We start from the raw sequence: 24,675 nt of genomic DNA, 5'->3' as shown, positions 1-24,675 counted from the left end.
TATGGCTACTATTAATCTACTACCTTGGCGGGATGCTCAGCGCAAACGCCGCAACCGCAACTTTTTAATTGTACTTTCTGTCAGTTTGATTTTGGGAATAGTCGCTACTTTTCTTGCATGGTGTTATGTTGATCAGACTTTAGAGAGTCAATATGCGGCTAATGACCGTATTTCGGCAAAAAACAACGCATTAAGTGCAGAGCTGATTTTAATTAAAAATCTGATGCGGCGCCGTGATGATATTATGGCGCAGACGGAGGCTATTCATACCTTGCAAACTCAGAGCTCGATGCCGGTGCGTGTTTGGGATGATGTGGCCAAAGCAATCCCAGATACGCTGTATTTGAGCGGGATGGCAGGAGAACAGGCGCTGCTGACTTTAATCGGTAGAGCAGATAATCCAGATCGGGTAGGGAGATTGATCGAAGGCTTGGATGCCAGTGATTGGCTCAATGAGGCAACGGTTAAATTTGTTAAGCAAAATACGGCTAACATCGCTTCTATAAGCTCACAAGAGTCATTTAATTCCTTAAATAATGGGCAATACCCAGAAGACGGTTATATTGACTTTGTGGTGACTACCCAAATGCAGCAAGTCAGTCTATCTAATCCAAAGCAGCCGAACACACCACTTAATAGTGATGGAGTAGAGCCATAATGGGAGACGTTACAAAGCGTCCCAATCTTAATCACAATGCTAACCTTACCTCAAAAAAGCGTTTTGATTTACGCAATTTCTGGCAAGAGTTACAGCAACTTGATCGACAAAACTATGGCAGTTGGCCTTTGGTCATCAAAGTCTTGCTTATCTTAGTCTTGTTATTGGTCATAACAATAGTGGGTTATGCTGTGCCTATTCGCCATAAGTTAGCCGATATTCAAGCAGCGGAAGCACAGCAAGAAGTGCTGCTACAAACGTACCAGAGCCAGAAAGCTCAGTCAGGACAATTGCAATCCTATAAGGCGCAGGTAATACAGTTAGAGTCCCAGTTTGCAAAGTTGCTTGGACAAATGCCAGCGACTGCCTCTGCCTCTGATTTGGTTGACAGTATTAATAGCATAGGGGTAGATAGCGGTATTCGGTTTCAAGACATTGCTATTGATGCAGCGATTGAGCAGCCTCTATTTATTGAGCAGCCCATTCGCATTATTGCAGTGGGCCAGTATCATCAGTTTGGTCTGTTTATGAGTCGTTTGGGTGAGTTGCCGCATTTAATCACGTTGCATGATTTCGAAGTCACTAATCTAATGCCAAGTTTGCAGAAAGCACCGGAGCTGACCTTAACGTTGCAAGCCAAAGCGTATCGAGTGAAACCTATTGCTTCAGAGATTGCTGTCGCTAACTCTGAGCCAAATTATCCCGACGCGACTTTGGTGAATGACTAGATGAGAACTGTGATAAATATTCAGGGTGCTCAGGTTGTAGCAGCAAGTCTTCAATTAATCGGGTTGGTAACTATTTTATTGCTATCAGGGTGTTCAGACCGTGGTGCGATTGCCGATGCTGCCATAGCAAACATAGATACCATGTCAGCCACTCATCTTGAACCAATCGCTGCTCTGGACACCTCTGATACGATAACAGAACCCGATGCCTATATTTATTCTTCACAAAGTTTACGCAGCCCATTTATGCCGCTTAGTGTGTTAAACAAACGGCCGGCTGCTCCTGCTACTGGGGTTATCGAAACTCAGCCGGTAGAGGTAACACCGACACTACCGGTTCAAAAAACCATTCAAATTAAACATGGACTTGAGCGGTATAAGCTACAACAGCTGCATTATAGAGGGCGCATGACCTCAAAAACCAATGTGCTATATGGCTTGGTTGAGCGTCCTGATGGACTTATTGCCCGTGTGCAAGTGGATGATAAATTAGGTCCTTATAACGGCCGAATTGTTGCCATTACTGCCAACCATATTGAAATTGTTGAGCAGTTTCTAGATCCGCAAGGCGGTCAGCTTGAGCAGCCTGCCTTTCTTAGATCTTTCCAATAATACCTTTAAGACTCACACGCTTTATATTACTTAGGTCTGCATGTATTTGGATATCAGATACGAGCGTTATCACTATTAGAAATACCATTTGGATAATCAGCACCATTTTTAGGGAAGAGTATGCTCAGTAGAGATAAGACAGGCGGCGCAGTAACTGTGGCCGTTAAGATTAGCGTGCGTTTTATTGTTTTTATTATGGCAGCGATTGCCTTGTCTCTAAGCATCCTTCAGGTTTGTCTAAGTAAAACCCTAACAGGATTAATGGTTGATAAGTCGTCTGATAATTCGACACAGCTGCGACTTGGTTTTGATGGGACAGCTGTCATGCCAAAAGCGTATCAATTAGACAATCCGTCGCGTTTGGTATTGGATTTTAATGATGTGGCAAATGGATTGTCGTTACAGCAGTATGATATTCAGCAAGGCACTATATCGACAATTGAGAGTTTAAGTAGTGAGGCGCATACTCGATTGATTGTTCATCTAAGCCCTAGCGCACAAAGCCCGACCTTTATGAGTATGGCTCAGAATGATAGTTTGCTGGTTAATATTAACCAGCAGCAAAAAGTCGCCAATACCTATCGTTACGGCAATAGCTTGGTAGATAGCTCACAGCCGAGTGTCATTAATTATGGTAGTGAGCAGCTTAAATCCCTACCGAGTCCCACTCGAAAGGGTAAAGAGCAAAGCAGTCAGCTTTACGGTTTAGACAATCTGGCCTATAGCCGCCCAACAAAAGGGGTGGGCACGCTAAGTATTGAGCTGATTGATGAGACAGCTCTAGATATACAGCGCCGAGGCAATAAGGTCATGATACGCCTGCTAGGTGCGACTATTCCGCAACAGTTACTGGGACAGCATCATGTTAATGATGGTCTGGTCGATAAAATGACTGTGATGAATAAAAGCACTTCTAAGGGTGAGGAGGGGCTTATTACGCTTTCGATGCCTAAAGATTTTGAATACCAAGCGTATCAAGCTGGTAAGCAGTTCACTTTAACGATAAAGCCGGCACAGCTGTTACACACACCGGTTGTGACCAAAAAGAAATACAGCGGCCAACCGATGTCGATGGATTTTCAGAATGTAGAGGTGCGCAGTGCGCTACATTTACTGTCTGAATTTACCGAGATGAATATTGTCGTCAGTGATGCAGTCGCAGGAAAAATAACCTTAAACCTGATTAACGTGCCGTGGGACCAAACCTTAGATCTAATTTTGCAAAGCAAACAATTAGCGATGCAGAAGCAAGGTAATGTGATTTTGGTCGCGCCCATTGCAGAAATTGCTGAGCGTAATCTTAATGCGCTTAAAGCACAGCAGCAGTTAGCAAATAGGCTGCCGCTACGTACAGAATATGTACGCTTAAATTATGCGAAAGCCAGTAAGGTGGTTAACCTTATATCTCAAGCCCGAAGCTCATCTGCTCCATTAACCTCCAAAGCGCTAACATCTAAAGGGCTGACTCTGGTCAGTCAAGCAGGCGCTTTATTATCGGGTAGAGGCAGTATTACGGTTGATACGCGCACCAATACGCTGATAGTCAGAGATACTGCGGTAAGCCTAGAGAACATACATGAGCTGATTGCCAAAATAGATATTCCAGTGCGTCAGGTCATGATTGAGGTTCGTATTGTCAGCGCCACCGATAGCTTTAGTAAGGAGATGGGGGTTAAATGGGGCGTCTTGTCCAAAGGCATTGGCAATAATGATACTTTATTGGTCGGTGGTAGCACCCAGACGTTGGCTGATTTAAAACAGTTTACGATAGAGAATACGACAATAAATAGTAAGTCGGTGTCTTCCCCTAAATATGCTATCCATCGCCCCGATAATTTAAATGTGGATTTGGGTGTGTCTAATGCAGCAGGGCGTATTGCGTTTGGCCTACTCAGTATGTCCGATTTAATGATAGATTTAGAGTTATCGGCGATGCAGGCAGATGGACGTGGCGAGGTGATTTCGACCCCGAAGATTTTGACCATGGATAAGCAAACTGCCAAAGTATCTTCTGGTACCAAAATACCGTATCAGAGCGAATCAGAAGGCGGCGGCACCACCACTCAATTTGAGGAAGCGGTGCTTAGCTTAGAGGTCACGCCTAATATCACGCCCGAGGGTAAAATTGCCTTACAATTAAATATTGAAAATGGTCGCCCCAATCCAGTCGGGCAGGGTATTATTCTGATAGATACCGATACGTTAAGTACCAATGTGACCATTGATGATGGGCAAACCATTGTTTTGGGCGGCATTTACCGCAATCAAATCTTTAATAATGTCGAAAAAGTGCCTTTCTTTGGTGATATTCCTTATATGGGTCATTTGTTTAAGAAGGATTTGCGTAGAAATGATAAGCAAGAGTTGCTTATTTTTGTGACACCCAAACTTATCGATGAGCAGGTCGAGAGTTTTTATTAGTTTTTATATTTGTCAGCTTTTAGTGCCGCTTAACCCCATTTGCAAATAATAAAGGGCTATATTTGATAAATAATAAGCTATTTAGTTTAATGGGGTTGTGTACCAAAATAGCATTAAGCACAAAAATGTCTGTATAATCTGTGAATTTATGTGAGAGATAATAATGCAATCATCTTTGCCATCATTATTTATTGTTGGCCCTATGGGAGCGGGGAAGACCACAGTTGGTAAGCTGTTGGCAAAACACTTCGGCCGACAATTTTTAGATAGTGATCACTACATCGAGGCGCAGACAGGCGCAGACATTCCTTGGATTTTTGAAAAAGAAGGGGAAGCAGGTTTCCGTGAGCGTGAAGCAAAGGCCATTGCTGAGCTGACAGATTTGCCGAATATCGTTTTAGCAACTGGTGGCGGCGTGGTGGTGCAAGAAGCAAACCGTGAGTGCTTAAAAAAACAAGGCATTACTATCTATTTGCAAGCCAACGTTGATGTTCAGCTAAAAAGAACCTCCAAAGATAAATCGCGCCCTTTATTACAAACGCCGAACCCACGTGCGGTTTTAGAATCTTTGTTTGAGGTGCGTGACCCCTTATACCGAGAAGTGGCGGACATTATTGTTGAGACCGGTGAGGGTTATCCAAGATATATGCTGCGCAAAGTGGTGGAAGCGTTAAAAGAGAAATATCCTGAGTTTGCAGAGGCCGATTAATACGGTAGCAAGCAGCTATCTATATTAATTTTTGCAAATAGTATAAGATTCTAGCTAGCGGCAAATAACAAAGTTAACAGTGAAAGCTGACACAGAGAGTATTATGAAAGCCAATTTAACCGTTCATACCCAAAGCCACGATTATCCGATTGTCATTACCAGTCAGTGTGATATGGCGGCTGAGATTGCCCCTTATATTAAAGGCCAGCAGGTGATGATTGTTTCTAATGAGACGGTTGCGCCGTTATATTTGCAAGCGCTAGTTGATGGGCTTGAGGCTGATTATAAAGTGATGAGCGTTATCTTGCCCGATGGCGAGCAGTATAAAAATCAGCAGCACATAAATATGATTTATGATGCGTTGATGGACAATCACTGTAGCCGTGATGTGACCTTAGTGGCGTTAGGTGGCGGCGTCATTGGGGATATGACCGGCTTTGCTGCGGCGTCCTTTATGCGAGGGGTGAATTTCATTCAAATCCCGACTACTTTGCTGTCGCAAGTGGATTCTAGTGTTGGCGGTAAAACCGGTATCAATCATCCCAAAGGCAAGAACATGATAGGCGCATTTTGGCAGCCACAAATGGTGCTCGCTGATATGCATACGCTGACTACTTTGCCAAGACGCGAGCTGTCAGCGGGTATGGCTGAGGTGATTAAGTATGCCCTGATTATGGATGCCAAGTTTTTGGATTGGCTTGAGCAAAATATGAGTGCCTTAATGGCGTTAGACAAGATAGTACTGGCCGAAGCAGTGGCCAGATGTTGTCAGTATAAAGCGGATATTGTTAAGCAAGATGAGCGAGAAGCTGGCAAGCGTGCATTGCTTAATTTTGGTCATACCTTTGGCCATGTGATTGAAACGCATGAAGGCTACGGCGAATGGCTACACGGTGAGGCAGTTGCTGCGGGCATGGTACAGGCAGCTAAGTTATCGCAGCAAATGGGCTGGATTAGTGAGGCCGACCTGCAGCGTATTTGTAACGTACTGATATCGGCAGAGTTGCCTATCGCACCGCCGCCAATTGATACCCAAACGGCACTGGGCTTAATGCAGCATGATAAGAAAGTTAAATCAGGACAAGTACGCTTGATTTTGTTAAAATCACTCGGTGATGCCGTTGTGACTGCTGACTTTGATCCGGCGCTACTTGAGGCCGTATTAAGTGAGACCATTTAAGCAACTTTTGGTTTCATAAGCTTCACTCTCATAAGAGTCGCTCTTTAGGCTCAACTTGGTTAATAAGCGTTATATCAATTGTTATAATGGCTTATTGGCAATTAACAAAGAGACATGAGTTAAGGATCTATTTCACCGTTAACGATGCTCTTTATTATTAAATATTCTACTATACTATCTATTGACTGGATTTGCTCTATGGCAATCACACAAAGCCCCACGCCTAAAAAGACGCCTAATAATAAATTACAGAAGAACAAAAAGCGCGTTGTTGCCAGTGTCTGGTTGATTATGGCGTTGCTATCCGGAGCAGCGGCGTTGGCCTTATGGATGTTTAGTTCTGCCCCTGGGTTTGATGAAAAGACAGAAGAGACAGGACAGAAAACAGAAGAGACAGTGGCTAATACCTTAGGTCAAGTAACCAAAATTGAGCAGTTAAATGAGCTAGATAATGAAGTTCAGCCTATCTCTTTTGATGCTTTGGTACGTGATTTGCGTGATTATCCGCCTGAGTTTAAAGATGCCAGGTATCTGAAGAAAAACAAAGGCAAATGGACCGTTCAAGTGATGGATGTATCTGAGCATGATATTATCACTGATTATTTAAACTCGCGCGATGACCGTGAGAAGTTTGCTTATTTCCGTTATCGTGATGACAGCGATCAGCCGCGTTATATCTTGACCTATGACGTTGTGGGTAGCAAAAAGCTCGCTGAAGGTACTGCTGATGCAGTAGATTTTGATTTACCATCAAATGTGCGTTTAATACCAGAGCAGCTCAGTACCTATATCGATGTGATTGAAAACTATGAGTTATCTGCGCCGATTAAGGACTTATCATCGAATCGTACGCGTCAAGTAAGATTGCAGCCGACTAAGCGTGAATTAGCGGTACGTCGCCGCAATGAAGCTGCTTCGCAGTCGTCACAATCAAGCAGTAGCAGTGAGGTTAACGATAATAGTAGTAATAATAGCCAACGCTCAAACAGCCCAGCAGCCAGTTCATCACCAATTAGAAACTCTAATGACACCAATGATACCTTGTCAGTGCAAGAAGAGCGTAAAGTGATTGTGGATGGGGAGGAAGCACCATCAAGTAATACGGGTGTTGCCAATCAGTCTAATGCTCAAGGTAGCGCGCCTCAAACGCCATCGCGGCCCAAGTCTGATAGCAGCCCGAAACCTCAGAGCGCACCAGCAACGCCAGTGCCGCCAACCAAGCCGGCACCAAGCAATAACCGTCCTGCCAATAATTCAAACAGTGGCGGTAATGCAAGTACTGATAGTATTGGTCAGCTTATTGAAGAGAAAACCCAATAGCTTATTAAGTATCCTTTTACATACTGCTGTTATATAAAAGCGTTATCCTTGAAAGATAGCGCTTTTTTGTGCGCTAGTTTTAGCCAAATGATAAGACAAATCAAGCGGTCTTATAACTGGAAGTCATAAAAAGCAATCAGTAAAGAATGATTTACATTAAAAAAGTTATGACTAAAAGTTCAAGCCGGTCATTAAATTTCACTGGATTTTATACCCATGTTTCTCTAATATGGTTTATATTGACGTTTAGGAATGTTATCGCAGGTATTTATTATCTTGATAGTGAATATCACTATTGACTCACATTTTCCTAATATAGTGTCATTGTCAGTCATTATTTAAGACGCTTTTTGAGATGGCTGATACAGATTAAGAAGTAGTGACTAAGTAGGCTTGATAAAGCACGACGATTATCCTAGCTTTATTTTGCTTGCTTAAGATCGGTATTGCTGTTTATACGATATTATTTTTAAACAGTCTGCCCATTAAAGCGTTATAGTCATTTGATTTAGTTCGCTATGATAATATGATAAATAGTCATAACCCGATTTCTCTCTGAGCGTTTATCGACTCATTGAGGTTGGTTTACCGACTCCCTATAGCGACTATAAAGAAAGCATTCGGAATTCGATCTTTCTTTTTTGGCTCACTCCATACCGCAGTTGTCATATGAATGTTGCAACTGCGCTTATTTAGAACATTCATTTAGTAGTGGCTTTTTTATACCGCTATATAAATAAAGGACACGCCATGACCCAGAATTTTACAGCCAATCCTACCGCCGCAAACTATCAATATAGCCAGCCTCCTCATCCTATTGACGACACTCAATCCTACCTTGCTTCACCAGACGATTTTAAAGACAACTGTGGTTTTGGCCTCATTGCTCACATTGAGGGCAAACCAAGCCATCATCTTGTTAAAACAGCCATTCACAGCTTAAGCTGCATGACTCACCGTGGAGGTGTGGCGGCTGATGGTAAAACAGGAGACGGCTGTGGTCTATTATTGGCCAAGCCAGTTGATTTCTTTAATACCGTTGCTAGTGAATTAAACATTGAGCTGAGTGAAAACTTTGCAGTGGGCATGGTGTTTTTAAACCTAGATGAGACGCTTGCCAAGCACAGCCAAGACGTATTGAATAAAGAAGTAGAAGCTCAAGGCCTCAGTGTTGCCGGATGGCGTGATGTGCCGGTAGATTTATCAATTGTTGGTGAAATCGGCCGTGAGACATTGCCACAATTCAAACAAATCTTTGTGAACGCAGAAGATGATTTGTCGGTTGAAGACTTCAACCGTAAGTTATATGTTGCTCGCAAAAAAGCAGAGCTTGCACTAACTGACGATGAGCTATTTTATGTGACCTCACTGAATTGCCAAACGGTCATTTATAAAGGTCTGGTGATGCCATCAGATTTGCCAGCCTTCTATAGCGATTTGCAAGACAGCCGTCTACATTCTCATATCGTGGTATTCCACCAACGCTTCTCCACCAATACCTTGCCGCGTTGGCCATTGGCTCAGCCGTTCCGCTATCTTGCGCACAACGGTGAGTTAAATACCATTACTGCCAACCGTAACTGGTCTGTGGCACGTACACCTAAACTTGAAACAGAGAAGCTTCCAGAGATTACACAGCTGCATCCGCTGGTTAACCGTACCGGTTCTGACTCATCAAGCCTTGATAACATGCTTGAAGTGTTAATCTCAGGTGGTATGAGTCTGTTTCATGCGATGTCGATTTTAGTACCGCCTGCATGGCAGAATGTTGATAGCATGGATATGGATTTACGTGCGTTTTATGAGTTTTACTCACAGCACATGGAGCCATGGGACGGTCCTGCCGGTCTCGTTATTCAAGACGGCCGCTATGCGGTCTGTATGCTTGACCGTAATGGTCTGCGTCCCTCACGCTGGGTCACTACCAAAAATGGATATATCACCGTTGCCTCAGAGATTGGCGTTTGGGATTATGAGCCAGATGACGTAATTTCTAAAGGCCGCGTCGGACCAGGTCAAATGTTGGTTATCGATACCTTAAATGGCGAAGTACTTGATGACCAGGTTATTAGTAACCGTCTGAAAAAGGCGCATCCATATCGCAAATGGTTACGCGAAGAAGCAACGCGTATTCGTGATGTTGAACAAGCTGAAGAGAAGTTGTTAGAAAAAGGCGTGCGCGGTGAGCCGCTTAAAGCCTTACAAAAAATGTTTAACATTACCAATGAAGAGCGTACCGAAATTATTCGCCCGAATGCCGAAAATGGTCAAGAGCCTGTCGGTTCTATGGGTGATGATACGCCAGTCGCTGTGTTGTCTAAGCAAGTGCGTAACGTGGCAGACTTTTTCCGTCAGCAGTTCGCTCAGGTGACTAACCCACCAATCGATCCCTTACGTGAATCGATTGTGATGTCATTGCAAACTTGTTTGGGTGCTGAGACCAACATCTTTAACCCAACGCCGCGTGATGCGCACCGTATTATCCTATCGTCGCCTGTATTGTCACCAAGCAAAATGCAGCAGATTGAAGCGCTGGATGACCCTGCTTTTATAAGTCAGCGTATTGATATCAACTATGACCAATCACTGACACTAGATACCGCAATCAAACAGATTTGCGAGCAAGTTGAAAGCGCTGTTAAAGATGGTAATACGATTATCATCCTGTCAGATAAAGCGATTGAGAAAGGTAAAGTACCTGCTAATGCGATTATGGTAACTGGTGCTGTGCATCATTATTTGATTGAAAAAGGTCTGCGTACCGATGCCAACTTAATTATTGAAACTGGTGTGGCGCGTGACTCGCATCAAGTAGCGGTCTTAATCGGCTTTGGTGCAACCTGTGTGTATCCATACCTTGCGTATGATGTGATTTCTGATTTAGTCGCCTCTGGCGAGCTATTAGGCGACCCATTACAAGCACGTGCGAACTTCCGTAAAGGCTTGGATAAAGGCCTATTAAAAATTCTATCAAAAATGGGTATCTCAACGATTGTGTCTTACCGGGGCGCTCAGTTATTTGAAGCTGTGGGCCTATCTGAGGAAATCGTTGAGCTGTGCTTTAAAGGCGTTCAAAGCCGTATTAAAGGCGCAACCTTTGCTGATTTAGCACATGACCAAGCGATACTTGCAAAAAATGCATTCAGCCGCCGTACGCCTTTAGATCAAGGTGGTATGCTGAAGTTCGTATTCAACAAAGAATACCATGCGTTTAATCCAGACGTGATTAACACCCTGCATAAAGCAGTGCGTACTGGTGATTACGAAAATTATCGTGAATATGCCAACTTGGTTAATACACGTCCTGTAGCCACTTTACGTGACTTGCTACAGTTAAAATCAGAAAATGGTATTGATATTGATGAGGTTGAAGATATCGAGAGCATCCTGCCACGCTTTGATTCAGCCGGTATGTCACTTGGCGCATTATCGCCAGAAGCGCACGAAGCCATTGCTATGGCGATGAACACCATTGGTGGTCGTTCAAACTCTGGTGAGGGCGGTGAAGACCCAACCCGTTACGGCACGATACGTAACTCAAAAATCAAACAGGTGGCCTCAGGTCGCTTTGGTGTAACGCCTGCTTATCTGCGTTCGGCACAAGTGATGCAGATTAAAGTTGCTCAGGGTGCAAAACCAGGCGAGGGTGGTCAGCTACCAGGTGGTAAAGTAAACTCATTAATTGCACGTCTACGTTATTCAGTACCTGGTGTGACGCTGATCTCTCCACCACCGCATCACGATATTTATTCAATTGAAGATTTGGCACAGCTGATTTTTGATTTAAAACAAGTCAACCCAGATGCGCTGGTATCGGTTAAATTGGTATCACGTCCAGGCGTGGGCACCATTGCGACCGGTGTTGCTAAAGCTTATGCTGATTTAATTACTATTTCAGGTTATGACGGCGGTACAGCAGCCTCACCATTATCCTCCATTCACCATGCCGGCTCGCCTTGGGAGCTTGGTCTAGCCGAAGCGCATCAATCGCTACGTGTGAATGGCCTGCGTGATAAAGTACGTATGCAAACTGACGGCGGTCTAAAAACCGGTCTTGATGTGGTGAAAGCCGCTATCTTAGGCGCTGAAAGCTTTGGTTTTGGTACCACGCCAATGATTGCAGTGGGCTGTAAATACCTACGCATTTGCCACTTAAACAACTGTCCAACCGGTGTGGCAACTCAACAAGCGCGTTTACGTGACGAGCATTTCATCGGTGAAGCAGAAATGCTGATTAACTTCTTCAAATTTATTGCGACAGAAACCCGTGAATGGTTGGCCTTCTTAGGTGTACGCAGTATGGAAGAGTTGGTTGGTCGTACAGATTTACTAGAGCTGTTAGAAGGTACGACAGATAAGCAGCGTAATTTAGACTTATCGCCACTATTACGTAGCCATCCAGCTGCACAAGGCAAACCGCAGACTTGCCAAGTTGAACGTAACGAGCCATTTGATAAAGGTCTACTGGCTGAGAAAATAGTAGAAGATACTATTGTTGCAATTCGCCAAGGTAAAGGCGGCAGCTTTAGCTATCAAGTCGGTAACTGTGACCGCTCAATTGGTGGCAGATTATCTGGTGAGATTGCTCAAGTTTGGGGTAACCTTGGTATGTCTGATAAGCCAATTACTCTACATCTTACAGGTACTGCCGGTCAGAGTTTGGGTGTTTGGAACGCGGGCGGCTTAAATATTGAGCTTGAAGGCGATGCTAATGACTATGTGGGTAAAGGCATGGCCGGTGGTGAAATCGTTATCTATCCACCCAAAGGCTCAACCTTTGCTTCACAAGAGACAGCGATTATCGGTAACACCTGTTTGTACGGTGCCACTGGCGGTAAGTTATATGCTGCGGGTACGGCAGGTGAGCGTTTTGCGGTACGTAACTCAGGCGCGCATGTGGTTGTTGAAGGCGTGGGCGATCACTGCTGCGAATATATGACAGGCGGTGTGGTCACTGTACTGGGTAAAACTGGTCTGAACTTCGGTGCCGGTATGACAGGCGGCTTTGCGTTTGTGCTTGATTTAGATAATACCTTCTTTGATCGCTGTAACCATGAGTTAATCGATTTACATCGTATCTCAAGTGAACAAACAGAAGAGCACCGTATCTACTTGAAGCAAATTATCGAGACGCATATTGAGAAAACAGGCAGCGCTTGGGCACGTCAAATCCTAGCGGACTTTGAGCATTATGTGCGTAAAGTGTTCCTAGTGAAGCCAAAAGCGGCCAATATTGCGTCGCTACTGAATAGTACAACGGCTGACCCACAGTAAGCAGCTGTTTTAACTTGGCATAAGTGGCATACCAACTGATTATATGAGTCATGAGGTGTGCCGTTAGTCAAAATAAGTTTGGCTTGAACACGAAGTAGTAAAGACGTACCGATACGTGAACCCGATAGCGACCGGATAGATGTAAAGTGAATGCAAAAGCTTGATTGGTTAGCAAGTAAATAATGAACTGTGTCATCACTTTATAACTATCCCCCATATATTTTGTCCAAGTAAGGAAGCAATCCCTCTTGTGGCAGGTTTTACAGGCAGCAAACAGTTATCTTTTGCCACACTGACGCCACCTGTAATACCAACTTAAGGAGACAAAACCCTAATGAAGCGTATTAATAACAACTTTCAATTTCTAGATGTGCCGCGTAGTGAGCCTGAGAAAAAAGACATCGTCACGCGCTCTACCGAGTTTGTAGAAATCTATACGCCATTTGAATCGCAAGATGCTGCACAACAAGCACATCGCTGCTTAGAATGTGGTAACCCGTACTGTGAATGGAAATGCCCAGTACATAACTACATTCCAAACTGGTTGAAATTGGCTACCGAAGGTCAAATCTTCCAAGCGGCCGAATTGTGTCATCGTACCAACACTTTACCTGAAGTTTGTGGGCGCGTTTGTCCACAAGACAGATTGTGTGAAGGCGCGTGTACTCTAAATGATGGCTTTGGTGCCGTGACTATTGGTAATGTTGAAAAATACATCAATGACACTGCGTTTGCCTTAGGCTGGCGTCCGGATATGAGTGACGTGCAGTGGACCGATAAAAAAGTCGCTATTATTGGCGCTGGCCCTGCTGGCCTTGGCTGTGCGGATATCTTAATCCGTGCTGGCGTGAAGCCGGTAGTGTTTGATAAGCGTCCTGAGATTGGCGGTCTATTAACCTTTGGTATTCCAGAGTTTAAGATGGAAAAACAAGTGATGCGCAATCGCCGCACCATCTTCGAGGGCATGGGTATTGAGTTCCGTTTAAACACGGAAGTGGGCACAGATGTGACCATTGATGAACTTATGGAGGAGTACGATGCCATCTTTATGGGCATGGGTACTTACACCTATATGCGCGGCGGTTACCCTGGAGAAGAGCTAGAAGGTGTCTATGATGCATTAGACTATCTGATTGCTAACGTTAATCGCTGCAACGATTGGGAAGTAAACCCAGAAGAATATATTGACCTAAAAGACAAGCGTGTGGTGGTATTAGGCGGCGGTGATACCGCGATGGACTGTAACCGTACAGCGATTCGTCAAGGTGCTGAGCGTGTGGTTTGTGCTTATCGCCGTGACGAAGCCAACATGCCTGGCTCGTTGCGTGAAGTAAAAAATGCCAAAGAAGAAGGCGTTGAGTTCCTATTTAACCGTCAGCCGACACAAATCGTTGGTCTAAATGGTAAAGTAACTGGCGTAAAAGTAGTGACCACACAATTAGGTAAACCAGACAACCGTGGTCGTCAGCGTCCAGAGCCGATTCCAAATTCAGAAGAGATTATCGAATGTGATGCGGTGATTATGGCCTTTGGTTTCCGTCCAAGCCCTTCTGATTGGTTTGACAGCAATGAGATTGCGACCGATGATTCAGGCCGAGTAGTTGCCCCAGAAGAGCAAACCTTTAAATTCCAGACCAAGAATCCAAAAGTATTTGCAGGCGGTGATATGGTACGTGGCTCTGACCTAGTGGTAACTGCCATCTGGGAAGGTCGTGAAGCGGCAAAAGGTATTTTAGATTACTTAGAAGTGTAGTATTAAGAGAATCGAGCAGAGATATTGATTATCCTACTTGCTTTTATGTTTTGTGAATTTTTGCTACTAAACCCTCCATTGTGAGGGTTTTTTATTGCGTCAATTTTATTGGTTAACTCAATAATGCTATAGTCAGGTTAACCTAAAATTATTGCATGTTTTAATCCATATATTTAAGGTAAAAATGACTCAAATACAGAACCGTTCAAATGACGAAAAGCGGCTACCAAGGTGGGCAAAATCTCTACATGATTTGGCCAACCTGTTTAAGGTAGATGATAGATTATATCGCAGTGAGCAGTTAGAGGCAGATGAAGCAGTGCTACTTACCAAGCACAAAATTGATGCGGTGATTAATCTGCGATTCTTTGATCGTAATGATAATGAGCAGCGCTTTTCTGATTTACCTGAGCTCAAGCAGGTCGACTTTTATAATTGTCCGCTGATGACTTGGTATGTGACGCCAGAGCGTATCGCTAATATCCTATGGCGGATTAGGAGTCTGCAAAGCCAAGGTAAGTCAGTGCTGGTACATTGCTATCATGGCGCTGATAGAACCGGTATTATTATCGCCATGTACCGTGTTGTGATACAGGGCTGGTCGATAGCTTATGCCAAAGAAGAGATGACGCAGGGTAATTTTGGCTATCACGCAATTTGGCGCAATCTTGAGAATATGCTTAATGCAGAAGAGGTTGAAGAAGTTCGAGCGGCGTATCTTGAGCTGAGTCAAGAACAGTCATATTAGTTTATCAACTCGGTGATAGATGATTTATTCGCAGGTTTTTAGTAGTAGATTTTCAGGTTACTGTATTGCACTGCGGAGAATCTAAAACCCTGTGATAAAATGAACACCTTATTTTTATACACGCTAGACTTATCCAAAATCATACTGACTCAAGAGATCTTATTTATGACATCAAACTCTGCATCAAGTCGCCCGAAAAATGCTGAAGAGGCACTGCAATGGCTAAAAAAAGGCAATCACCGTTATGTTGAAAGCCTGACAGATACCGAACAAAAAATGCAAAAACGCCCAGAGTTGGTTTCAGAGCAGGATCCGTTTGCGATTATTCTAGGATGTTCTGATGCTCGTGTACCGGTAGAAATCGTATTTGACCAAGGTTTAGGTGACTTATTTGTTATTCGAGTTGCCGGTAATGTGGTCGCGCCCTCACAGATTGGCTCTGTCGAATTTGCGGCAGAAAAGTTCGGCACACGTCTGGTAGTGGTATTGGGACATTCTCATTGCGGCGCAGTGACGGCCTGTGTAGAGGCGTTAATTAACCCAGAGCAGAATTACACACCAAACCTGCAATCTATTGTTGATCGTATTCGCCCAAGTGTCTATAACTTGCACGAGCTTGCCACAGCAACAGGCGCAGATATTGATGCACAAGAGTTAATTGACCGCTCAATTAGTGCCAACGTGCGCATGTCGGTTAGCCAGTTAAAGCACGGTTCGCGTTTGTTAGAGGATATGCACCGTAGCGGTGAGCTACTTATCGTGGGTGCCGAGTACGATTTGACCACAGGTAAAGTTGAATTCTTGGCAGATTAAGTGCCCTCTATCAGTCGATAATCAATAGTTAAATGAAGTCTGTATTTATAACTTACTAAATAAAGGAGCAACCATGTCTGTTAATCATGTTGACCAACCAAAATCATCTACCATCGTAGACGGTGTGCAGCCTATTCCTTTAGCAACGACTGGCTATACGTTTAACCATACCATGCTGCGCGTTAAAGACCCAAAAGTCTCATTAGAATTTTATACCGGTGTATTGGGTATGACGCTATTGACCATTAAGAAGTTTCCAGAAATGGAGTTTGATTTGTACTTCTTAGCCAAATTAACTGAGGAGGAGCGTGCGAACCTTCCTGAAAATGAAGATTTAGCCATTTACACCTTCCGTCAGCGCGGTATTTTGGAGCTGACGCACAACTATGGTACTGAAACACAGGAAGGCACTATCTATCATGATGGTAATAGCGAGCCACAAGGCTTTGGTCATATTTGCTTTAGCGTGCCGAATTTAAAAGAAGCCGTCGCTTGGTTTGATCAAAATAACGTTGAGTTCAAAAAGCGTCCTGAAGATGGTAAGATGAAAAATATCGCCTTCATTAAAGATGTAGATGGCTATTGGATTGAGATTGTACAAGCGGACTTAATGGGTTAATTCTACGTCGATAATAATGGAAATAAACTAAGGGTGAGTGAATGCCAGATATAAAGGTAACGGATAAAGTAAGCGATAAGATAGACGAGTATCAAACCATTGCATCAGCAGCCAATGGCATGTTTGATGACTTTATGGCTCGGGTGCCTTATTTTATTGTGGCCATCATTGTTCTGTTGTTGTTCTGGCTATTATCCAGTATCTTCAAAAGTTTAGTCACTAAGCTATTAAGTAAAAGTCATACCCACCGTAATTTGGTGCGCGTGTTTCAGCGTATTGGCGGTGCCTTGATTTTGTTTGTTGGCTTTATGATTGCCATGGTCATTGCCATTCCTGGGTTCACTCCGGCTAAGCTGGTCGGTGCGCTAGGTATTGGGTCAGTGGCCATTGGTTTTGCATTCAAAGATATTTTCCAAAACCTATTATCCGGTATTCTACTGCTGTTATCTGAACCCTTCAAAATTGGCGATCAGATTATCTCAGGTGACTATGAGGGCACGGTAGAGGACATCAAGGTTCGCGCCACTACGATTCGTACCTATGATGGACGTCAGGTGGTTATTCCAAATTCGCAGCTATATACTGGCGCACTAACAGTCAATACGGCTTATAAACGTCGTCGCCTAGAGATGACCGTCGGTATTGGCTATAACGATGATATCCGCGGTGCAAAAAAAGCGATATTAGCAGCGTTAGAGAATGCTAAAACGGTTTCTAAATTAGCAGAGCCGTCAGTGATTGCTACTGAGTTTGGTGATTCAAGTATCAACTTAAAAGTCAGATGGTATATCGATGACGGCACCCAGGCGAACAAAGTGGCCTCTATTCATGAAGTCATTGTCGAAGTCAAAGATTACTTAGATGAAGCAGATGTGAATATTCCGTTTCCTATTCGCACCTTGGATTTCAGTGATGGTTCAGCCAAAGCTTTGGCAGAACAGGTGGTTGATATCCAAGCAAAAGGTACTGGGAAGAGTAAGACGTAAGCGACTATTCAAAACTAGGTTTAATGCCTATATAAAAAAGCGCCCTGATATTTTATCAGGGCGCTTTTTTATGTCTTACAATAATTAGCTGTAATAGCTGTTTAGATTAATCCTTAGGTGCTTTAAATGTCTCGTGGCATGACTTACAGCTTTGGCCAACCTCAGTGAAGGCAGCTTGCAACTCATCAACTGAAGCGTTGTTTTGCGCTAAGCTATTTAATTCAGCAGTCGCTTCTTCAAAGTGGGTGGCTGCTGCTTGAAATCCTGCTGTATCAGACCAGACCGCAGGGGTAGCGCCGCCAACCTCATTTTCATCAGCGAAATACTGCCAAGGCTTACTGGCATCATCTGCCAAAAACTGCGCTTCTGATTTAAACTTTTCAGCATCAAAAGCGTCTGGCGTTTCTAATAGACTCTCCATAGAGTCTTTGGCGTCTTTCCAATTTTTCATAGTATCTTCGCGCGCTTCAATCGCATCGCTAGAAGCGGTATTGCTGCTATTACAGGCAGCAAGAGTTAAGCTTAACGGAAGTAGGGTGGCTAGCAATAATGACTTTATTTGCATGGCTAAATCCTTTTTAGGTGTTATTCAAATACGATAGACAAGAGGGTACAAACCAATATTAGCATTTAGCATAACTTCTTGAAAAGCTCATTCTGGTCAAAAGAGTTGAGGCGTTTTTGCAAATACTACACCCCTTATCATGAGTGATAGCTATAGTCATAGTCATATAAATGAGGTACGGTGTTAACCTCGCTAAGCCTACATTTGTAGTACTTGCGCTCGGTTGCCTTGTATCTCAAATATATGACTACGACTATATAAAATAAATGCTTAGACAAAAAAATAGACAGATGCGATGACGTCTGTCTATTTTTGATATAGAAACGGCTAGTGACTATTAACAACTAATAATAACAACTAATTAAGTCTAATCTATTTTGCAGTTGACTCTAAATTCAACCAATCTTGAGGTTTAAGATAGAAGTCAGTTAGCTTATCTTCTGGTGTGCCTGGCTCTGGCTCATAACGATATTGCCAACCGGTTAATGGCGGTAAGCTGACTAAGATAGACTCAATACGCCCGTTACTTTGTAAGCCAAATAAGGTACCACGGTCATAGACGAGGTTGTATTCAACATAACGGCCACGGCGATAAAGCTGAAAATTACGCTGCTCTTCAGTGACCGGTAGCTGCTTACGCTTCTCAAAAATAGGCAGAATACCGTCTAGATAGCCTTGACCAACTGCCTGCATAAATTTAAAGCAAGTCTCGAAATCCCAGCCACGACTTTCGGTATTGACATCATCATAGAATAGACCGCCAACTCCGCGCTGCTCATCACGGTGACGTAGATAGAAGTAGTCGTCACACCATTTCTTGAAGTCAGGGTAGACACTATCACCAAAAGGCGCGCATAAATCATGACACACTTGATGCCAATGCACGCAGTCTTCTAATACTGGATAAAATGGCGTCAAATCAAAACCGCCGCCAAACCACCAAATCGGCGCTTCGCCTTCTTTTTCTGCCACAAACAGACGCACGTTAGCATGGCTTGTGGGTACGTGTGGATTGCGCGGATGCACAACCAATGACACACCCATAGCTTGAGCGGTACGGCCTGCAATATCAGGATGGCGAGCAGTAGCAGATGCTGGCAGGTTATTAATCTGGATATGACTGAACATCACGCCTGCTTTTTCAATGACTTTACCGTCGGCCATAACGCAAGAACGGCCACCACCGCCTTCAGGACGCTTCCAATCATCAGCGATAAAGGTTGCCGTACCGCCGCCATCTACTTCTTGTTGTTCTAGCGCCTTGCAAATGTCGGCTTGTAGCGTCACTAAAAACTGACGAACCCTTTCGATATCTTGTGCCGTTGGGTTATTCCCATCGCTCGCATTCGGGTTAGCAATATTTGGATTCTGATTACCGTTTTGTGAGGTCATACTAGGCTCCGTTTACGTGTTTTGCGACGTTTGATGTATCTGGTCTAAGAACCTGTATTCACAAGCTATAATTGGCTCTTTTTGCCTAAAACAAGCCACTACTTTGTTAAAATTCGGCTCGAATAGAATGACTATTCAACCCAATTTTGCCTCGTATTGTCTCATTTTATTCTAAAAATACCATAACTGTAGCTTATGAATACAGGTTCTAATAAGAAGTGATGGCTCAGCGCGACCTCTGATTGTTAATCAGAGGTCGGCTTAAACACCAATGATGATATGTCATTCGCAAGATAATGGCCCATACGCTCACGTTTTGTGGCCAAATAATCCACATTAAACGGGTTTAGCCCCACTACTAGAGGAATACGCTCGACTACTTCAAAGCCCAAATCTTCTAGATAGCTTAATTTTTCAGGATTATTGGTCATTAGGCGCAGCTTGCTTACACCCACATGGTCAAGCATCGGTTTACACATCTCATAAGTACGCGCATCAGCCGGTAGCCCTAACATTAAGTTCGCATCTAAAGTGTCGTGACCTTGGTCTTGTAAAGCATAAGCACGTATTTTATTGGTCAGACCAATGCCGCGGCCTTCTTGACGCAGATACAAAATAGCGCCGCAGCCTTCGGCTTGAATTGCTTTCATAGTCGCATTTAGCTGTGGGCCACAGTCACATTTTAAAGAAGAAAACGCATCGCCGGTTAAGCATTCAGAGTGAATACGCACCAATGGCGCTTTTGGGTCGGCAGAGTCTGTTTCTTTGTCATCAGGCAAGGGTAGACCGCAGGTTAGCAGTACGTGCTCTTGGCCGTCATCATTTTCAAAGACATGAATATCAAATTCGCCATGCGCTGTAGGCAACTTGGCCTTGCTGACAAAGTGGTAGGGTGAAGGGATCGTATTTTTCAAGGATTTTTGAGACATTACAGACCTAAATAGTCATATTCGTGAATAAGAGTGAGCGTTAGGTTGATAATTTTAAAAAGCGTGACGCTGTCTTATCTAAGGTTCTTTTAGATATATATAGGGGCACTGCTGCGAGAATTAAATTAAAAACATAGAAAATTCACATATGAAACAGGATGACTAAAGCGTTAAATGAAAAAAAATGCTATTATGCCATACTCTTAATTCTGATACAGTATTTGCTTAAGTCAGGCTCAGTAATATTACTAGGGTTTGTTCTTATGTGCTTACTATATATTTATTATTTTGGTAAAGGCTGTATATCGTACCCTGTTGTTATCACTGGTTGCTAAGACTCATCACACCTGTAATAAGGGTTGGATACGCTTTTAGCTTATCTAGGGTAGATGGTTGAGCCGATAGTAAGCTTGTATGCTGGTGCAGAAGATGCACAGCTCTGATATCTTATAAGGGTGCCTTAGCGATATCAGGCAGATTATTTCTACACATATTCATTCACGCTGATGCTACCAAACAGTCAAGCAGAGGTTTTCTATCTCGACTGTCGGCCGCCCTGATATGACACTGTGATATCAACTGCCGAAGTAGTGTCGCTACAATAAGATTAGTAGGTTTTGTAAGGTCTATGCAGCAATCATCTAACCCCACTACGCCCGTGTCTGCGCCTTCGCAAAAAGTTAATTCATCGCCAAAAGGTGATACAGATAAAGGCTTAAGTGATGCTGCGAAAAAGGTGTCCGCAGGGATGCGCTTATTTAGCGACATTCCTACTGTACGTCCAATCACACCTATATTAGATAACATAGACTCGCCTGCTGATTTAAAGCCATTAAACCAAGAGCAACTATTAACTCTTGCCAACGAGCTGCGTGAATACTTATTGTATTCAGCCGGTCAAAGCGGTGGACATTTTGGGGCAAATTTGGGCGTGGTTGAATTGACCATTGCTCTGCATTATGTATTAAATGCACCCAATGACAAGCTGGTCTGGGACGTGGGGCATCAAGCCTACGCACATAAGGTGCTAACCGGTCGCCGTGATCGTATATCGACCATTCGCTCGAAAGATGGATTAACTGCTTTTCCAGAACTTCAAGAGTCAGAATACGATACCTTTGGTGTTGGACATTCTTCTACTTCTATTTCAGCCGGCTTGGGCATGAGTCTTGCCCTACGTCATTTAGGCAAGCAAGCAAAAGTCGCCTGTGTGATCGGCGATGGTGCGATGACCGGCGGGATGGCCTTTGAAGCCATGAATGATGCGGTGCAACAAGATGCCGATATCATGGTCGTATTGAACGACAATGATATGTCAATCTCTCAAGCCACGGGTGGGTTCTCGAAGCATCTAGCTGTCTTGTGGCAGCGCGGTCTGGCAATTGATATCGATAAGTCAGGTAATCCTGTTTTAACTAAGCGTACCATTGACAGTGCAGACAAGCGTTTCCGTCATTATGTGCATATGGCAAATGGTGCTATTAACGATTGGTCAGCGCGCATTCCTAACAAAATCATTACGAAAATTGCCAAGCAGTTTGCTGAGGGCACCATACCACGCCCAAGCGATCTTGAAGGGCTGCCTGATAAAATTGCCAATAAAATCGTAGATGACTTATTTGCAGACAACTTATTCAAAGCAATTGGCTTCAAATATTTTGGCCCTTTTGATGGGCATGATGTGGTTAAGCTCACACAAGTATTGGAGCGCGCTAAAAACTTGAAAGGCGCGGTACTGGTACATGTGCATACCGTTAAAGGTAAAGGCTTTGTACCTGCAGAAGCTGACCCTGTTGGCTACCATGCTATTAGTAAAGCCCCCAAACAGTCAGAAGCAACTGTAGAATATGACAAAGCCGATAAGGCATCTGCTGAGCCAAATCACAAAAAGAAATATTCCCAAGTATTTGGTGAGTTTATTTGTGATAAAGCGGCTACCGACGCTAACTTAATGGCAATCACGCCTGCAATGGAATCAGGCTCTGGTATGACGGAATTTGCTCAAAAATTCCCGAAACGTTTTTTTGATGTAGCGATTGCAGAGCAGCATGCAGTGACTGTGGCAGGCGGTATGGCAACCCAAGGGGTTAAGCCGATTGTCGCTATCTATTCAACCTTCTTGCAGCGCGGTTATGATCAGCTTATTCATGATGTAGCACTACAAAATCTTGATGTGATGTTTGCAATCGACCGTGCCGGATTGGTCGGTGAAGATGGCGCAACCCATGCTGGCGTATTTGACATAGCCTATATGCGCTGCGTGCCAAACCTAGTGATTGCTACGCCCAAAGATGAAAACGAATGTTATCAGTTATTAAATACTTGTTATGAATATAAAGGCGTAACCGCAGTCCGCTACCCAAGGGGCACAGGTCCTGGAGTTGCTATAGATAAGCCTGCGCAACAATTTACGGTGGGTAAAGCTGTGATAGATGCAGTTTATCATTCTAATAACACAGCTGATCAATCCAATGCAGATGAGGTAACCAAAGTTGCTTTATTAGGCTTCGGCTCTATGGTCGCCACAGCGCATCAAGTCTCTCAGAATCTTGTCTCAACAGATAATAACGATAGCAACCTTGAGATTAGCGTGGTCAATATGCGCTGGGTCAAGCCGCTCGATAGCGAGTTGTTAGATCAGTTGATTGATCAAGGTTATACTTATATTGTGACCTTAGAAGAACATGTGGTTATGGGCGGTGCTGGCAGCGCAGTCAATGAATATTTGCTGAATCAAGCATCAAATGTTACTGCTAATTTACGTATCAAAAATATCGGTATTGCCAATGAATTTATTGCTCATGGCAGTCATGATGAACAATTAGCAGACTGTGGTTTGGATGTCGCTGGCGTGACAAATAAGCTACAACAGATGCTACATCTTAAGTAGAATAGATTAACCGCTGCTTTTTTATCACCTTATGTCCTCTCTATTTTAGAATGGACATTAGCTAAATAAACGAGCAGCACTCATCAGTTATCTATGATGAGCATTCTACTACATATACCCATCAGGCAAGGTGGCTGACTTTTATTATCAACTATCCTTAGCCGTAAATTTAATCAAACATCCAACTGACACTTCAATACATCTCGTAAAGTAAATAGGAAAATTATGGAACCAATGGTCGTCATTGCAGCCCGTGCTGCTGAAAAAGTAGGTGCTGAACTTCTTAAAGCGCATCAAAATCGTCATAAAATTGAATTTGATACTGAGTCTAAAGGTCTTGAGGGTTTAGTGACTAAGATTGATCGATTCAGTGAAGAGCTGACGATTGAAACCTTAAAGTATAACTATCCTAATCATTCATTCTTGGGTGAAGAGTTTGGTTTGCAAGAAGGTCAAGGTAGCGACGCTGAGTGGTGCTGGGTTATTGATCCACTTGATGGTACGCATAACTTTGTACACGGCGTTCCTCACTTCTGTATCTCTATCGCTGTACAGCACAATGGCGTTACTGAGCATGGTGTCGTTTATGATCCTATCCGTGATGAGATGTTTTCAGCCAGCCGTGGTAAAGGCGCACGTTTAAATCAGCGCCGTTTACAAGTTAGTCAACGCAAAACTATCGAGGGCGGCTTATTTACTACCGGTCACCCACTTGAGCGTCAAGAAGGCGATAAAGTGGTGTCTTATGCCAAAGAGCATTTTGCGACCTTGCAAAAAATCGCTGAAGAAGGCGGTCAAGTACGTCGTTTAGGCTCTGCTGCATTAGATTTATCTTATGTTGCGGCCGGTCGTTTTGACGGTTACTTCGAGATGAAGTTAAAGCCTTGGGATATCGCAGCAGGCGAGCTTTTAGTAAATGAGGCACGCGGTGTGGTGGTTGACCACAACGGCGCACACAATGCGATGGAAACAGGCTCTATCTTTGCTTGTAACGTGAAGCTATTAAAACCATTGATGAAAATGGTTGTACCAACGTGGGGTAATGCCGTTCGCGGTTAAGACCACTGCGTTACTAATG

General features: G+C 43.7%; 18 protein-coding genes. 15 read left to right on the top strand and 3 right to left on the bottom strand.

What is annotated here, in order from left to right:
• Position 1 precedes the first annotated feature (1 nt).
• From AC2SLO_RS11475 to AC2SLO_RS11415, 13 genes are all read left to right on the top strand, one after another.
• Positions 2 to 658: a PilN domain-containing protein gene (locus tag AC2SLO_RS11475; protein WP_486541731.1), complete on the top strand. Its 657-nt coding sequence runs from the start codon at positions 2 to 4 to the stop codon at positions 656 to 658.
• Entirely contained in the window at positions 658 to 1,386 is a 729-nt protein-coding gene (locus AC2SLO_RS11470; protein WP_486541733.1) for a type IV pilus inner membrane component PilO, read from the top strand. The genes AC2SLO_RS11475 and AC2SLO_RS11470 overlap by 1 nt, the downstream gene beginning before the upstream one ends.
• Before the next feature lie 9 nt (positions 1,387 to 1,395).
• Entirely contained in the window at positions 1,396 to 1,998 is a 603-nt protein-coding gene (locus tag AC2SLO_RS11465; RefSeq protein ID WP_495637076.1) for a pilus assembly protein PilP, read from the top strand.
• Between the two features lie 120 nt (positions 1,999 to 2,118).
• Positions 2,119 to 4,419: a type IV pilus secretin PilQ gene (locus tag AC2SLO_RS11460; RefSeq protein WP_486541737.1), complete on the top strand. Its 2,301-nt coding sequence runs from the start codon at positions 2,119 to 2,121 to the stop codon at positions 4,417 to 4,419.
• A gap of 163 nt (positions 4,420 to 4,582) precedes the next feature.
• Positions 4,583 to 5,128, top strand: a complete 546-nt coding sequence (gene aroK, locus AC2SLO_RS11455) for a shikimate kinase AroK (RefSeq protein WP_486541739.1) — start codon at positions 4,583 to 4,585, stop codon at positions 5,126 to 5,128.
• 103 nt (positions 5,129 to 5,231) lie between these two features.
• A complete protein-coding gene (gene aroB, locus AC2SLO_RS11450) occupies positions 5,232 to 6,308 on the top strand; it encodes a 3-dehydroquinate synthase (protein WP_486541741.1) in 1,077 nt (358 codons plus the stop codon).
• Between the two features lie 198 nt (positions 6,309 to 6,506).
• Positions 6,507 to 7,628, top strand: coding sequence for a hypothetical protein (locus AC2SLO_RS11445; protein WP_486541743.1), 1,122 nt, complete (start codon positions 6,507 to 6,509; stop codon positions 7,626 to 7,628).
• A gap of 750 nt (positions 7,629 to 8,378) precedes the next feature.
• On the top strand, positions 8,379 to 12,902 hold the full coding sequence (gene gltB, locus AC2SLO_RS11440) for a glutamate synthase large subunit (RefSeq protein WP_486541745.1): 4,524 nt from the start codon (positions 8,379 to 8,381) through the stop codon (positions 12,900 to 12,902).
• A gap of 334 nt (positions 12,903 to 13,236) precedes the next feature.
• A complete protein-coding gene (locus AC2SLO_RS11435; RefSeq protein ID WP_486541747.1) occupies positions 13,237 to 14,655 on the top strand; it encodes a glutamate synthase subunit beta in 1,419 nt (472 codons plus the stop codon).
• A 184-nt stretch (positions 14,656 to 14,839) separates the two neighbouring features.
• Complete coding sequence (locus tag AC2SLO_RS11430) at positions 14,840 to 15,403, top strand: dual specificity protein phosphatase family protein (protein WP_486541749.1); 564 nt, start codon at positions 14,840 to 14,842, stop codon at positions 15,401 to 15,403.
• A gap of 165 nt (positions 15,404 to 15,568) precedes the next feature.
• Entirely contained in the window at positions 15,569 to 16,216 is a 648-nt protein-coding gene (locus AC2SLO_RS11425; protein WP_486541751.1) for a carbonic anhydrase, read from the top strand.
• 73 nt (positions 16,217 to 16,289) lie between these two features.
• Positions 16,290 to 16,835: a lactoylglutathione lyase gene (gene gloA, locus AC2SLO_RS11420; protein WP_486541753.1), complete on the top strand. Its 546-nt coding sequence runs from the start codon at positions 16,290 to 16,292 to the stop codon at positions 16,833 to 16,835.
• A gap of 41 nt (positions 16,836 to 16,876) precedes the next feature.
• Positions 16,877 to 17,821, top strand: coding sequence for a mechanosensitive ion channel family protein (locus tag AC2SLO_RS11415; RefSeq protein ID WP_486541755.1), 945 nt, complete (start codon positions 16,877 to 16,879; stop codon positions 17,819 to 17,821).
• 106 nt (positions 17,822 to 17,927) lie between these two features.
• Here AC2SLO_RS11415 and AC2SLO_RS11410 read toward each other — a convergent pair whose 3' ends face one another.
• The 3 genes from AC2SLO_RS11410 to ribA form a co-directional block, all read right to left on the bottom strand.
• On the bottom strand, positions 17,928 to 18,386 hold the full coding sequence (locus AC2SLO_RS11410) for a c-type cytochrome (RefSeq protein ID WP_486541757.1): 459 nt from the start codon (positions 18,384 to 18,386) through the stop codon (positions 17,928 to 17,930).
• A gap of 372 nt (positions 18,387 to 18,758) precedes the next feature.
• Positions 18,759 to 19,778 (bottom strand): oxygen-dependent coproporphyrinogen oxidase, encoded by a 1,020-nt coding sequence (gene hemF / locus AC2SLO_RS11405; protein WP_486541759.1) that lies wholly within the window; start codon positions 19,776 to 19,778, stop codon positions 18,759 to 18,761.
• A 245-nt stretch (positions 19,779 to 20,023) separates the two neighbouring features.
• Positions 20,024 to 20,707, bottom strand: a complete 684-nt coding sequence (gene ribA, locus AC2SLO_RS11400) for a GTP cyclohydrolase II (RefSeq protein ID WP_486541761.1) — start codon at positions 20,705 to 20,707, stop codon at positions 20,024 to 20,026.
• Between the two features lie 628 nt (positions 20,708 to 21,335).
• On the opposite strand from ribA, the gene AC2SLO_RS11395 reads away from it, so the two are divergent.
• Complete coding sequence (locus tag AC2SLO_RS11395; protein ID WP_486541763.1) at positions 21,336 to 23,597, top strand: 1-deoxy-D-xylulose-5-phosphate synthase; 2,262 nt, start codon at positions 21,336 to 21,338, stop codon at positions 23,595 to 23,597.
• A 225-nt stretch (positions 23,598 to 23,822) separates the two neighbouring features.
• Positions 23,823 to 24,656, top strand: coding sequence for an inositol monophosphatase family protein (locus tag AC2SLO_RS11390; RefSeq protein WP_486541765.1), 834 nt, complete (start codon positions 23,823 to 23,825; stop codon positions 24,654 to 24,656).
• Positions 24,657 to 24,675 lie beyond the last annotated feature (19 nt).

The organism is Psychrobacter sp. CX14 (genome assembly GCF_057396205.2).
This window is presented reverse-complemented; position numbering and strand designations above follow the sequence as displayed.